The following is a 14,667-nucleotide window of genomic DNA, read 5'->3' as shown; positions in this document are numbered from 1 at the left end:
TTTTAAAAATTGTTTTAAAGTGCTGCAATGTACGCTACTACAGGGGAACAAGGGGAGGAATAAAAGGGGGAACAACGAAAGAAAATGCGGAAACAGGCTATTTTTTTAAGGTTTCCGCATAGCCGGCGGGATATTCTTCATCGTAAAGTGCGCTGTATTTTTTGCAGAATTCTTCATAAATCTGTTGAGCTTGTCCGTGGTTTCCCTGGGCAGATAAGGCTTGCAAAATATACTTTAAGGCGTCCTCATGAAGCGGGTCAAACTGAAAAATGGTTTTGGCCGCCTGAACAGTCAAATCGGGTTGCTCTTCAATTAAGGGCAGTATTTCCTGAATAATTTTTATCGTCTCATCAGCCAGTTTGCTTTTGTGCGAGTCCAGCCACTCCTGTTCAATGTTCGGAAGAATATTTCCATTCCGGAGAATGTAGAGCAGCTGCTGAAGCAAGCCGGTATCGACGGTCTTTTGCTGTAGTTGCTCTTGCAGCTGTTCGGTGATTTGCTTAAAATGAAAGTAATCCACTTTAAGTTTATCATCGACCTGAAGGTGCCAGCGTTTGTTTTTGTATAAAATTTCAATGCCGTCAACCGGTTCCAGCAGCTTGCGCAGTTTCTTAATGTTTGCTCCCCGGTTTTCTTTGGCTTTATCTTTATTCATGCCGGGCCAAAAGGTGTCTGTGATCTTTTTAACACTGATGCCTTCGGGTGACTCCGGCATATTCAGAATGCAAAATGCCAGCAGCTGCCTGAGCAAGGGGGAGAAACGCTCGGTAATGTCTCCGGTGGGCTGGGTGCAAAACTGAAAGCTTCCGAAAAGCTGGATTTGGAAAGCTGGCAGTGCCGTTGCTTTTGCCTTGGGTTCCGGAGTAGACTTTACCCGTATTTTTTGCTTTTTCTCCTGTCTGAGCCAGAAAAGAACCAGTGCCAGCACAAGGAGCCCCAACAAGAGGAAATAGCCAATCGATGAAGAGGAGGAGACTTCCCTTTGAGTTCGGTAAATGCTCATGATTTCATCATCCGAAAGCCCGCGATCCCATATTTTCAATTCATCAATCGAACCATAAAATTGTTCGCCCCAAATGTTGTTGCCAATAATAACAGACTGCTCCGAAGCGACTATTTCCGAAGCATTCATGGTTGATTTCTTTTCACCGTTAATGTAAAACTCCACGTTGGTACTGGGGTTGAAAACAACTGCAATGTGGTACCACCGGTTTAAGTCCAGCGGTTCATCCAGCAGGTGGTCTTTGATGGTGGGCGTAGTAAAATCAGGAAACCCTCTGTTGAGCTTTAAGGAGAGAGAGGTTCCCAGTCCGATAATCCCCATGAATGGGCGCAAACTGTCGGGCTTTATCCAGGTCGAGATGCTTATGGGGGTGTCAAAATTCAGTTCATTGGCTTTGGCATAATCCACGAAGGAATTGTTTTTTGTTAGATGCAGGACGCGACCTCTCTCGGCATCTTTTTCAATGGTCGCATTGTGCGAAATAATTCGATCCCAGTCCGGATCAATCTTATTCTTCACTTCCTTGTCAAAGGGGAAGTGCATGCTCAGTTGATCTTCGATGGAACTATTGTAAGCGATGAATTCCCGGGGGCTATCGCTTAGCCCACTGTGATGAATGACTTCGCCGGGCGTAATTTTAAACCCGTTTTTATAGGGTGAAAAAATTTCCTGAGTTTTCAACAGGGGAGATGAAAACCTGGCAGGGGTGATCATGCCCGGTCGGTTCTTCCAGAATATCTCGCTAAGGTATTGGTCTTCGTGTCGGAAGATGGCCTTAAAACGTCGCTTCTTATTGAGCTTGCTACTAACCTGGGCGACAGCTTCCTGTTTTTCGGCCGGTGCCACGATTAGGTTAGGAACCTTTCCGGTGAGTTGCCACACGCGCAGGCATTCGTTGTATAAACTGTCGGTTGCCTCAGTTTGAAAGACAACTATTCGATTTAAGGGATCGTTGGAGAACCGATCAGCGTAAGCAATATTCTCCTGAATTTGCGCTGGCGTGGTAAAGCTCAGGTCTTCGTTGAATAGCGCAATGATGTTTTTGTTGGTTTGACGCAAGGAGTCGATGGCAGGCCAGTTGTCGCGGTTGTTGGGCATGAAGAGCTGCTTGCCCAGAATTGTTTGCAAGGCTGTTTGAAGCTCGCTTTGGTTGTAGGTGCCTGAAAATGCCAGGCAGATAACTTGATCATGCTTCGTTTTTCCGGCAAGTGTTTTTAAAAATTGCTCAATGTCGGCCGGTAGTTGTGTTTGCCTCAGTTTAAAAAGAAAAGCCTGCGAGCCGTTGCCGATTCTGGCTTGGTCTGCACTGTTGTAGGACGTACAAGGGAATGCAAAATCATCAACCAATAGCGGCATTCTTTGCGCTTTTACCGATAGCACAAAAAACAGACAGGCAATGAAAGACAAAAAAAGTGGTTTGTTCACGTTATTTCCCTTTTTGGCAAGACACAAAGATAAAATAAAGTCGGAGCGAATGGAGCGAATTTGACGATTTGCTGCCAGAGTTTATGAACAGGCTTGTAAGCAAGCCGGACAACACTGCCTGACATCTAATTCATTGGTGGAGCCGGGAGAGGCAAAGGCAAAGGCACCACCCATATGCTTAGTTCTTTGTTCTATGTAATATCTATCGGATGTTTATCCGGACGGTATGGATGAAAAGAAGTCCGCTGGCTCTGAGGGGAATAAATCTATGAGCCAACGGACTTTTGCTTTTTAGAAAGATGGAGGGCTACCAGTTGGTAAACCAGTATTGCAATAGCTTTTCAGCCGGCTTGTTTCTGACTGAAGCTGATTTTTGAAAGGCGGTTTCCATGTCACGTGGTGCATATTTCTCCAGTTGGTCATAATACATGTAGCCGTGCGACAGTATGCCTTTTACATTAGTGCTTGTTTCATTAACAGCTTCCATGATTCCCTGATAGATATCGGCCTGCTCATAATAATCCTTCTCAAAATTGTCGGCTTCGCGGCCTACCGCCAAAACCGGCTCCAGATGACCGTAGTGATTGGCTGCTCCATCAGCCGATGGTGCCCAGATCCATAAGATTATCGGCTTGTCAAAATCGGCATAGCGATTCAGTGTGGTGGCAACGGCCTCTTTGACTTGGCTGAGAGTTGGGTTGACCGTCTCCGTAATGTTTGAAATAACCAGGCCAAAGGCATCAAATAGGTTTATGAAGGTTTTGGTGTATCCGGAATCTTCAAAGTAAGCCACCTCGCGGCCTCCATGGTAGTTGGGGGCTTCAAATGGCCGGGCAGTGCCAAAGTAGAGGATTTCGCCAGAAAAAACTGCGCGCAGGTCAGCAATTAGCTTGGTCCATAATTCGTGGTAGCGGGCTTCGGAAGAGAAAAGTACGGGCGATGTGGCATAATTGAGCCCGTGCCCTAAGGAAATGTAAGGAACGTTGTTGGTTTGTGCTACGGCAGCATAATCGGTTAACACCCGGGTGTATTCGGAGAACCAGTCGTTCCAGAATTCATCGCTTAGTTTCGTCCCTGAGAAAACCAGCTCATTAAATGACTTCCCGTCCAGCTGTTCTTCGTCCTGTGGCCACACCCCGAACCAATAAATTAAGTCCAGTCCTTGCGCGTTGGCTTTTTCGGTGAGGTTGGTATATTGGGAGTAGCTAAGCATGTCCCAGGAATGTGTGGTGGCAGCCTGCGTACTCATTTTCACGGAGTCGGTACCAACAACGGTTACAAATACCGGATCAAAAACGGTTGCCGCATTGACCTTCATGCTGTTCAAGCGGGCAAAGGTGCTTTCAAAGGCATCGGGGTAGAGGTCTTCTCCCATCCAAGGACCCGCGTCAAACAAGCTGATTCCTTTGATAAAATCGTCCGGTTTGGGGTTTACGTTTTGAGGCGTTGGATAGGCATAAAGGGGAATCGTGAGTTCGGCATCGTCCATCAGGTCGAATCCATAGCTAAAAGGGATGTAGCCTGAACCCACTTCGCTGGTGATGGTGCATACGGGCCCCAGTGTTTGGTAATTGCTGAATTGATAGGCTCCTTGCTCGTTGGTTTGAACAGTGGTGTTCTCTAAAGCGATAGTCATGTTGCTCAAGGCTTCCTGGGTGAGCCGGTTCTTTAAGGTACCGCTAACCGATACATTTAGCTTGGGCTCGGCCAGTTTCACCCGCACCTGCTCCAAGGCTGTTTGGTTGTCCTGGTCCACAGCTTCGGCCCGGATGATGTGTTCACCCAAAGCTTCTTCCGAAGTATCCCATTGGTAGGAATAGGGCGGATTTTCCAGGTAAGCAACTTCTAAGTTGTTAATGTAGAAACGGACAAAGCGAACGCCTTCGTCATCTGTGGCCGTAGCGCTGATGGTAATGACCTCGCCAAGGACTTTCTCGGACTGGTCAGCAGGGGAAGTGATGGTAACTTCAGGAGGAGTCGGTTCTTTTTCGGGTTTCTTCTCATCTTCTTTGCAGGTCCATAGGAAACCGGCCAGCAGGAGAAGAACTAAAAGTTTAAGGCTTCGGTTTTGAATTAACATAGGTGACGTTTTTGGTTTGTTATGGTTATTTATTTTCGTGACTGTTCTGTCAGTCTGATCAAGCCTTTGCGGAATGGTTCGGACTGACTCACATGATCATAGGCTGAAGCATGTCTGCTCCTTTTCGCTTATTCATTCTGCTGACAGCTATTGCCTGGGGGTGGTGCTGGAACGACCAGTGAATATAACCTGTGATAAGCATTGGAGATTCGTGGCGCTTATCGCGTCGCTCTTTTCAAAGGGCTCTGTACGAGCAGGATGAGAATGAGATAAAAATAAATAAATATTTCAAATTAAGAAAAAAGAAAGATCATTTGTTCGTTTTCTGGTAAGGCAAAGGCAAAGGCACTCTGCTCTTCGCCCCATGCCCTTTGCGCTTCCCTCCATGCCCTCTGCCCCTAGCTCTAAGCTGTTTGCGCTATGCTCGCTACTCTCCCCGGGCTTTTCCGGTTTTATTCAACTAAACTTCGTTTATCTTTGCAAACTTCGTAAAACGCACAAAAGTTTAGTATTTGTTCAGTATGAAGTATTTATATCTCCTTTCTTTTTTCTTGTTTGTTCATGCGGGGCTTTCCGGCCAGATTAGCCAGGATGATCAACCCTTTTCCGCGAAAGTTCAACTAAAGTCAGCCCGGCTAGTGGCGAAAGTGGAGCTGAAGGTAAATCGTGACTCCCTGCTGGCAGAAGCCAGCCGGATTAAAGGAACACTAAAAACGGCCATTTATGGTAAAGGAATAGCCGCACCCGTGAATTTTCTGGAAAGCGCTTCTGTATCGAAAGTAAGCGGGGGAAAGTGGTACCAATTAAGCATCGGGGCAGAGCAGGCCACCGCTTTAGGTTTATCCTTTTCCCGATGGGAGCTACCCGAAGGAGGTAAACTGTTTGTATGGAATAGTGACCGTACCAGCTATATTGGGGCTTTTACCCACCATAACAATAAACCCTGGGGAGGTATGATGATTCGGCCCGTTGAAGGGCATACCTTACACCTGGAGTACTTTGAACCCGACCACACGCAAACCGAGCTGGTCATTGATCAGCTAATTTACAGTCTGGAGAAAGCGATTAAGGGGGAAAATGATAATTCTTTTGGTTTAAGTGGGGAGTGTCAGGTTGATATAAATGATCTAGCAGGGCAAGGCTGGCAAAGGGAAAAAAGAAGTGTTGTTAAGGTGATAACTGAACAGTGGAGCACTGATGTACCGGGAGGATGGTACACAAAATATTCTGGTGCGTTGATTAACAATACGGCTCAGGATGGAACCCCGTACTTGCTGACGGCAGCTCACTGTGTGAAAGATGATGAACATGCTCAGAAATCCATATATTTTTTCAACTATGAAAGCATCGTTTTAGGTCAGGATGGTAATAAGGAACAAACGCTTGTTGGCTCACAGGTAATGGCAACTAAGCCAGGCATGGACTTTACCTTGTTGAAACTTTCGGAAACTGTTCCTTCAAGCTACCGTCCTTACTATTCCGGTTGGGATCGCAATGACCAGGATTTAGAATTTGCTGTGGCTATTCATCATCCTGTGGGTGATGTGAAGAAGATATCGAAAAGCTATTCAAACGTGATAGCCTATGGCACCTTTCGTAATACCGATTTGAACTTTGATAAAGAATCGCATTGGGAAGTTGCAGAATGGACTATCGGAGTAAGTGAAGGAGGATCTTCAGGAAGCCCGTTGTATAACCAAAATCATCGCATTATTGGCGATTTAACAGGGGGAGCTTCTCGCTGTGGACAGCCGATAGATGATTATTACCAAATGTTTTCCTTAGCCTGGAACAGTTCTGATGCCTACGGACAACAGCTGAAGCACTGGCTCGATCCGCTAAATCTGGACGTAATGGCCCTTAATGGCTACGATCCGAATCCGCAGCAAGGAGTTTACATGCACCCGGACCGCGAACTGTGTTACCTGAATGAAGCCATAACGTTTACCGATTACTCCCACGGAGATTACAGCAACTACCGTTGGAACTTCGGAGAAATGGCAAGCCCAAAGACCGCCACAGGCAAGGAGCCGGTTAACGTGACTTATCAGGCTATCGGAACCTATTCGGCTTCTCTTACGGTGTTTAATAATACGACCGGTCAGGATGAAACCTTTCAGCTCAGCGATTACATTGAGGTTTATCATCGCAATGCTACGCCAGCATTTAAAGCCAGGGAAACCGTAGCTTACCTGAATGAAACGGTAATCATTGATAACCACAGTACCGGCTCCAACCAGGAATACCGATGGAGTTTCGGGCAGGGAGCAAGCCCACAGCAGCTGGTCACTTACAACCTGGATTCAGTTAAGGTGAGTTATTCGACTACCGGAAAAAAGAGCATTACCCTGGAGGTGGTTAATCCTAACGGTAATCAGAACCTGACCAAGCCCATGTATATTTCAGTATATGAAAAGGTACAGGCCGGATTTTCCTTTGAAGAGCGTAATTACTATGTAGGTGATACCTTAAAAGTGAATGACACCAGTCAAAAAGGGACTAGCCTTGGAACCTTCTTTATTAACGATATTCCTGATGGTTTAAATGACTGCCCTTTTAAGTTTACTTATTACCGGAAGGATGGTGAGGACGGCATGTATGCTTATGATAATCCGTGGTATATACTGCAAGAAGCCGGAATCTATACCATTCGCTATACGTTTACCGGAGGGGATTTTAACCCCGATGATCCGGCCATTAGCTTTGAAAAGCAAGTGCAGGTTTTTGAGAAAGTGGATCTGGCGATTAACTACAGCCAGGAAGGGGATGAATACCGCTTTTATGTAAGTGGGGCTGATAAAAGCAAGTACAGTTATAGATGGAGCTTTGAGGATGGTCAACAGTTCAGTCAAGCCAGTTGTAGCTATACCTTCACCAAGTCCGGAGCATTTTTAGTCTTGCTGGAAGTGTTGAACGAGAAACAGGAGGTGGTAGCACAGCTGGAACAAGAGCTGGATGTAATTATCACTTCCCTGAATGATATCAGCCAGGCCAGCATCAAGGTTTATCCGAACCCCGTGGTGGATTATGTGCAGATCGAGCTTCCCCATACCCGGCAGGATCAGGCCATGGCCCGCCTGTTTGATATTACCGGAAAATGTGTGCACAGCTCCGTAGGAGAAAAGCGAATTTCTACCGCTTCACTTGCTCCGGGAATGTATGTACTTCGACTGGATTGGGAAGAAAACGCCTATTCAACCAAGATTATCAAGAAGTAGAACAGGCAAAGGCAAAGGCAAAGGCAAAGGCAAAGGCACTCCATGCCTTGCTCCGAAAATGTCCTGACTTTTTTCAAAAAAGTCCAGAGAGAAATTAAAAAAGTCCAGACTTTATTTAAAAAGGTCTGGACTTTTCTCTGAAAACTCCCTGACCTTTTTGAAAAAACAACCAGACTTTTCCAGAAAAAGTCAGGACATTTTTTTTCCAGGTCAGGACATTTTTAAGTTTCCTGCCTATTGCCCGTTTTCTTCCATTTTAACGAATTCGGCGGTCTTCAAGGCAGTTTTAAACAGTTTGCCGGGGCGAAAAAGTACTTTGGCACCTTCAATATGGCTGGCATTAAAAGCATCCTCTTGCTCGGTGGCCTGGCTTTTGGCTGTTAAGCCCATCGAGCCAAAATCTCCCAAGTCAACGGTGTACCCATCGTTTAAGGTTTCCGGCACAATTTGAAGAAATCCTTCAATAACAGAAAGAATATCCATTTCGTTCAAAGATGAACGTTCAGCAATTTGGTGAGCAATGAAACGGTGGCTACGTTGCCCTTTGGAGTTGATGGAAGCATAATACTTAGGAGCAGCTTCCCGATCGGCTGGATTGACGCGCGCGATCACTTTGTAGTTGATACTCATAAATAAATGGTTTTAGTTAAATATGAATAAGTTACGATAATGTTTGTTTAGAATCAATTTAGATTGATAAATAGAATAGTTGTTATGAAATAAGCAGAGGCAAAGACAAAGGCACTCCATGCCCTCTGCCCGTTGCTCTTCGCCCTTCGCTCACGTTTTTTGGCTCTTTATTCTTGGTTTTCCTTCTCGGGCTTCTTCTAGTTTATTTGTGCGAATGTGTTTAAACTGCGAAATTCTAGAAAAAAACTGCTTTTTGCTTACAAATTAATTTTGTGTGTTGGGGATTAATTTTTACATTTGCTCCATCAACAATTAAAAAAATGAAAATTCCGGCTATCATACTTAACGTCATTATTCTTCTCGTGGTCATTTCGCAAGCGAAGTGAGGATGTCGTACGTTGGTATAACCGATAGCCATTCTCAATAGGGGGAATGGCTTTTTTCATTTATTAGGACTTATAGTTATGAGACATTTTACAGCAATTTACCTGGTCATTCTACTCGTCATTCTAGTATTTCACTAAGAAAGGCCTGGGATTGTTGAACAAATAAAATTCGAAAGCCTTTCTCTATAGGAGAAGGGCTTTTTTAAAAATATAAAAGAGGATTGAAATGCAGAAAAAGTTAAGATCAGCCACAACTACCGAAGGACGGAAAATGGCCGGGGCCCGAAGTCTTTGGAGGGCCAATGGAGTGAAAGAGGAACAATTTGGCAAACCGATGATTGCCATTGTCAATTCCTTCACCCAGTTTGTGCCGGGGCATGTGCATTTGCATCACATCGGTCAGGAAATAAAAGCACTGATTGAAAAACGAGGATGTTTTGCCGCCGAATTCAACACCATTGCCATTGACGATGGCATTGCGATGGGGCACGATGGCATGCTTTATTCCTTACCCTCGCGCGATGTGATTGCCGATAGTGTGGAATACATGTGCAACGGGCACAAGGTAGATGCGATGGTTTGCATTTCAAACTGCGATAAGATTACTCCTGGTATGATGATGGCTGCGATGCGTTTGAACATCCCGGCCATTTTTGTTTCCGGGGGGCCGATGGAAGCCGGTAAAATTGACGATAAAGCTTATGACCTGGTGGATGCCATGGTGATGGCTGCCGACGACTCGGTTTCTGATGAAACCATATTGCGCGTGGAGCAGGAAGCATGTCCTACCTGTGGCTCGTGCTCGGGCATGTTTACGGCCAATTCGATGAACTGCCTGGCGGAAGCGCTGGGACTGGCTTTGCCCGGTAACGGAACCATTGTGGCTACGCATGCCAACCGTAAAAAACTGTTTGCTGAGGCGGCCGACCGCATTGTTGACATTACTTACGATCATTATCAGAATGGCAATGACAAAGTAACGCCGCGTGGAATTGCCACCCGGGCTGTGTTTGAAAATGCCATGAAACTGGATATTGCCATGGGCGGATCAACCAACACGGTGCTGCACATTTTGGCCATCGCGCAGGAGGCCGGGGTTGATTTTACGATGGAAGATATTGACCAGCTTTCGCGCAATACGCCTAACCTGTGTAAGGTGGCACCCAATTCGGACTATCATATTGAAGATGTGAACCGCGCAGGAGGAATTCTGGGCATTTTGGCCGAAATGAACCGGGGTGGCTTGCTGGATACCTCCGTTTCGCGGGTGGACGGGTACACCCTGGCCGAAGCCATTGAGCAGTTTGATATCACGAAGGAAGGGGTATCGGAAGTGGCTGTTCAAAAATACAAATCGGCACCGGCAGGTGTGCGCAACAATGTGATGGGCTCGCAGGAAAGTTATTACAAAGAGCTGGATGCGGATCGTGCCGAAGGATGTATCCGGGATATGGAGCACGCCTACAGCAAAGATGGCGGGCTGGCGGTTTTGTTCGGAAACATTGCCCGCAACGGATGTATCATCAAAACAGCCGGGGTTGACCCTTCGGTGTACACCTTTAAAGGAACGGCCCGGGTGTTTCACTCGCAGGACACAGCAGTCAATGGAATTTTAGGCGATGCTGTACAGGCCGGCGATGTGGTGGTTATCCGCTACGAAGGACCGAAAGGCGGGCCGGGCATGCAGGAAATGCTTTACCCTACGTCCTACATCAAATCCATGAAACTGGATAAGGCTTGTGCCTTGATAACCGATGGACGTTTTTCAGGCGGAACTTCGGGCTTGTCTATCGGACACGTATCGCCCGAGGCGGCTGCCGGTGGGGAAATTGCGCTGATTGAGGATGGTGATTTGATTGAAATCAGCATTCCCGAACGAAAAATCAACCTGCTGATTTCGGATGAAGAGATGGCGAAACGAAAAGCCGCTGAAGAAGCCAAAGGCAAAGACGCTTACACACCAGTAGGACGTAACCGGGTGGTGAGCAAAGCGCTGAAAGCATATGCCAGCCTTGTTTCATCAGCCGATAAAGGTGCAATTCGATTAATTGATTAGTAACTAATAAAAACTCATTCATATGGCAACAAAGAGAATTACAGGTTCGGAAGCCGTTATTCTGTCACTTTTAGAAGAAGGCGTTGATACCATTTTTGGCTATCCGGGCGGGGCTATCATGCCCATTTATGATGCTTTGTATGATTTTGACAAACAAGTTTCTCATATCCTGACCCGCCATGAGCAGGGGGCAGTACATGCGGCTGAAGGTTATGCTAAAGTGACCGGAAAAGCGGGCGTTTGCTTTGCCACTTCAGGTCCTGGTGCAACGAATTTGATTACCGGGATTGCTGATGCCATGATTGATTCCATTCCGCTGGTTTGCATTACCGGCCAGGTGGCTTCTCCTTTGTTGGGAACCGATGCTTTCCAGGAGTCGGATGTGGTCGGTATTTCCATGCCAATTACCAAGTGGAACTACCAGGTCACGAAGGCCGAGGAAATTCCGGAAGCCATTGCCCGGGCCTTCTTCATTGCCCAGTCCGGAAGACCTGGTCCTGTGTTGTTGGATATTGCCAAGGATGCTCAATTTCAGGAAATCGACTTCAGCTATAAGAAGTGTACCAAAATACGATCCTATATTTCCAAGCGTGCTGTTGATCCGTTTAAAGTGAAAGCGGCAGCCTGGCTGATCGATCAGGCCAAAAAACCTTTGTTGCTGTTTGGGCAGGGGGTAATTATTGCCCAGGCCGAAGCGGAGTTGAAGGCTTTTGTAGAGAAAACAGGAATCCCGGCTGCCTGGACCTTGTTGGGACTGTCGGCCTTACCGAGTGATCACCCCTTAAATGTAGGGATGCTGGGGATGCACGGCAACTATGGGCCAAACATAAAAACCAATGAGGCCGACCTGATTATTGCGGTGGGGATGCGCTTTGACGACCGGGTAACCGGCAAGGTAAGCGCTTATGCCAAAAACGCGAAGATTATCCACCTGGAAGTTGATCCGGCGGAAATCGACAAAATCATCAAAACCGATGTGGCGGTGCTGGGAAGTGCCAAGGAATCGCTGGCTATGCTGACCAACAATGTGAAGGAAAACAAACATGAGGCTTGGCTTCAGGAATTCCGCGACTGCGACAAAATTGAACGTGAAAAAGTAATTGATAAAGATATTTACCCGAACAAGGAAGGCTTAACCATGGGAGAAGTGGTGCGCATCACTTCTGAAAAGACAAACCACAATGCGGTGCTGGTGACCGATGTGGGACAACAGCAAATGATTGCTTCCCGCTACTTTAAGTTCTCCCAGTCGAAAAGCAATGTAACTTCCGGAGGTTTGGGGACGATGGGCTACGGAATTCCTGCAGCTGTAGGGGCCCAGTTGGGTGCCAAGGACCGCACGGTATGCTGCTTTGTGGGCGATGGAGGTTTCCAGATGACCTTGCAGGAGCTGGGAACAATCGTACAAAATAAGCTGCCGGTAAAAATAATCTTGCTGAATAACAATTTTCTGGGAATGGTGCGCCAATGGCAGCAGTTGTTCTTTGAAAAACGTTATTCGTTTACTGAGCTCCAAAACCCGGATTTCATCACCATTGCCAAAGGTTTTGGCATGGCCGGTCATAAAGTTACCCAACGCGAAGACCTGGAAGAAGGCGTTCAGCGCATGGTTGACCACGATGGTCCGTATTTGCTGGAAGTTGTTGTTGAAAAAGAAGATAATGTATTTCCTATGGTTCCTTCAGGAGCTTCCGTTTCTGACATTATCCTTGAAGCATAACCTAAAAAATTGAAACAATGAAACAGGAATTTATCATTAGTATATATTCAGAAAACCACATTGGTTTGTTAAACCGGATTACCATCAATTTTACCAAGCGTAAGATGAACATCGAGAGTTTAACCGTTTCTGAATCCGCGATCAAGGGAATTTCAAAGTTTACCATCGTTGTAAAAGAAGAGGAAGACCGCGTCAAAAAAGTGGTTGGGCAGTTGGAAAAAGTGGTTGAAGTGTTGAAAGCTTTCTACCACACCAATGATGAAATGGTTTTTCAGGAGCTAGCGCTTTACAAAGTACAAACGGATACGCTTTACGACAGCGACCAGGTAGAACGCATTGTTCGTAAATCGGGTGCCCGTATTTTGGAAATTACCCGTGAATATACTGTTATCGAAAAAACAGGACACAAAGAAGAAACCCAGGAGCTGTTTGAAGCGTTGAACCAGTTTGGCGTACTTCAGTTTATTCGCTCAGGCCGGATTGCCATTACACGCGACCCGATTGAGCGGCTTTCTGAGTTCCTGCGCGAACGGGACACCTTGCTGAGTCAGGTTGACTAGCCGGTGAAACATTGAAAAAGAATATTGTAGATTAGTTGAAAATAGATTTAAAAAGTAAAATAGAAATGGCAAATTATTTCAACACACTTCCGTTGCGTTTGCAATTGGAACAGTTAGGAACTTGTGAGTTTATGGACCAGGCTGAATTTGCAGACGGCGTAAAAAAGCTGGAAGGCAAAAAAGTAGTCATCGTGGGTTGTGGTGCACAAGGCTTGAATCAAGGTTTAAACATGCGCGATTCAGGTCTGGACGTATCGTACACCCTGCGTGAAGCAGCCATTAAGGAAAAGCGTCAGTCATACAAAAATGCAGTTGAAAACAATTTCAAAGTAGGAACTTACGAAGAAATGTTGCCAACCGCTGACTTGGTGATTAACCTGACTCCGGACAAACAGCACACCAACGTGATTAACGCGGTGATGCCACTGATGAAAAAAGGAGCAACTTTATCGTACTCTCACGGGTTCAACATTGTTGAGGAAGGCATGCAAATCCGTAAAGACCTTACCGTGATTATGGTAGCGCCTAAATCGCCGGGTTCGGAAGTGCGTGAAGAATACAAACGTGGTTTTGGGGTACCTACCCTGATTGCCGTTCACCCCGAAAATGATCCAAACGGAGATGGATTTGAAATTGCCAAAGCTTATGCCGTGGCTACTGGTGGACACAAAGCGGGTGTTTTGAAATCATCGTTTGTTGCCGAAGTGAAATCAGATTTGATGGGTGAGCAAACCATTTTGTGTGGCTTGTTGCAAACAGGTTCAATCCTGTCGTTCGACAAAATGATTGAAAAAGGCATTGAGCCAGGCTATGCTTCAAAACTGATTCAGTATGGATGGGAAGTGATTACCGAAGCCTTGAAACACGGTGGAATCACGAACATGATGGATCGTTTGTCGAATCCGGCAAAAATCAAAGCTTTTGAATTGGCTGAAGAGTTGAAAGATATTATGCGTCCGTTGTTCCAAAAGCATATGGATGATATCATGTCGGGTGAATTCTCGAAAACCATGATGGAAGACTGGGCCAATGATGATAAAAACCTGTTGACCTGGCGTGCTGCCACTGGCGAAACGGCTTTTGAAAAAACGCCAGCTACCGATGAAGAAGTTAGTGAGCAGGAATACTTTGACAATGGCGTTTTGTTGGTTGCCTTTGTGAAATCTGGTGTTGAGTTGGCTTTCGAAACCATGACCGAAGCTGGTATCAAAGAAGAGTCAGCTTACTACGAGTCGTTGCACGAAACGCCGCTGATTGCCAATACGATTGCCCGTAAGAAGTTGTTCGAGATGAACCGGGTTATTTCGGATACGGCCGAGTATGGCTGCTATTTGTTCGATCATGCCTGTAAGCCCTTGTTAGCTGACTTCATGAGCAAAATTGAAGCTGATGTGATTGGTGAAACTTATGGCGAAGGTTATGACAACAGTGTGGATAACAAACGACTGATTGAAGTAAACGCCCAAATTCGCTACCACGATGTGGAAATCATTGGCGAAGAATTGCGTGCGGCTATGGCTGCCATGAAAGCGATTTACTAGTTTATTCGCAATTTCCCGGCAAACAAAAGTAGCCGGGAAAAGATAAGA

Annotated in this window: 8 protein-coding genes; 5 read left to right on the top strand and 3 right to left on the bottom strand. The window is 46.0% G+C overall.

The window, feature by feature from the left end; all coding sequences use genetic code 11:
- Positions 1-97: 97 nt before the first annotated feature.
- The gene (locus ACRD6K_RS16850; RefSeq protein WP_430974229.1) at positions 98-2,428 is read right to left on the bottom strand and encodes a LamG-like jellyroll fold domain-containing protein; all 2,331 of its coding nucleotides are present in this window, start codon (positions 2,426-2,428) and stop codon (positions 98-100) included.
- A gap of 307 nt (positions 2,429-2,735) precedes the next feature.
- The gene (locus tag ACRD6K_RS16845; RefSeq protein WP_430974228.1) at positions 2,736-4,508 is read right to left on the bottom strand and encodes an Ig-like domain-containing protein; all 1,773 of its coding nucleotides are present in this window, start codon (positions 4,506-4,508) and stop codon (positions 2,736-2,738) included.
- A 521-nt stretch (positions 4,509-5,029) separates the two neighbouring features.
- Here ACRD6K_RS16845 and ACRD6K_RS16840 point away from each other — a divergent pair.
- A complete protein-coding gene (locus ACRD6K_RS16840) occupies positions 5,030-7,726 on the top strand; it encodes a PKD domain-containing protein (protein ID WP_430974227.1) in 2,697 nt (898 codons plus the stop codon).
- Positions 7,727-7,960: 234 nt separating this feature from the next.
- Here the strand turns inward: ACRD6K_RS16840 and ACRD6K_RS16835 are convergent, their stop codons facing one another.
- Positions 7,961-8,356, bottom strand: coding sequence for an HU family DNA-binding protein (locus ACRD6K_RS16835; protein WP_430974226.1), 396 nt, complete (start codon positions 8,354-8,356; stop codon positions 7,961-7,963).
- A gap of 612 nt (positions 8,357-8,968) precedes the next feature.
- On the opposite strand from ACRD6K_RS16835, the gene ilvD reads away from it, so the two are divergent.
- The 4 genes from ilvD (at position 8,969) to ilvC (ending at position 14,619) form a co-directional block, all read left to right on the top strand.
- Positions 8,969-10,798, top strand: coding sequence for a dihydroxy-acid dehydratase (ilvD, locus tag ACRD6K_RS16830; RefSeq protein ID WP_430974225.1), 1,830 nt, complete (start codon positions 8,969-8,971; stop codon positions 10,796-10,798).
- Between the two features lie 22 nt (positions 10,799-10,820).
- Positions 10,821-12,518 (top strand): biosynthetic-type acetolactate synthase large subunit, encoded by a 1,698-nt coding sequence (gene ilvB, locus ACRD6K_RS16825; protein WP_430974223.1) that lies wholly within the window; start codon positions 10,821-10,823, stop codon positions 12,516-12,518.
- A 17-nt stretch (positions 12,519-12,535) separates the two neighbouring features.
- Positions 12,536-13,078 carry an acetolactate synthase small subunit gene (gene ilvN, locus ACRD6K_RS16820; protein ID WP_299583472.1) on the top strand — a complete coding sequence of 181 codons (543 nt, stop codon included), beginning with the start codon at positions 12,536-12,538 and terminating at the stop codon, positions 13,076-13,078.
- Between the two features lie 65 nt (positions 13,079-13,143).
- Complete coding sequence (ilvC, locus tag ACRD6K_RS16815; RefSeq protein WP_430974221.1) at positions 13,144-14,619, top strand: ketol-acid reductoisomerase; 1,476 nt, start codon at positions 13,144-13,146, stop codon at positions 14,617-14,619.
- Positions 14,620-14,667 lie beyond the last annotated feature (48 nt).

Origin of the sequence: Sunxiuqinia rutila, assembly GCF_050589705.1 — a bacterium.
In the GTDB taxonomy this organism is placed as follows: domain Bacteria; phylum Bacteroidota; class Bacteroidia; order Bacteroidales; family Prolixibacteraceae; genus Sunxiuqinia; species Sunxiuqinia rutila.
The sequence above is the reverse complement of the archived record's forward strand: the minus strand, read 5'-3'. Positions and strand labels throughout refer to the sequence as shown.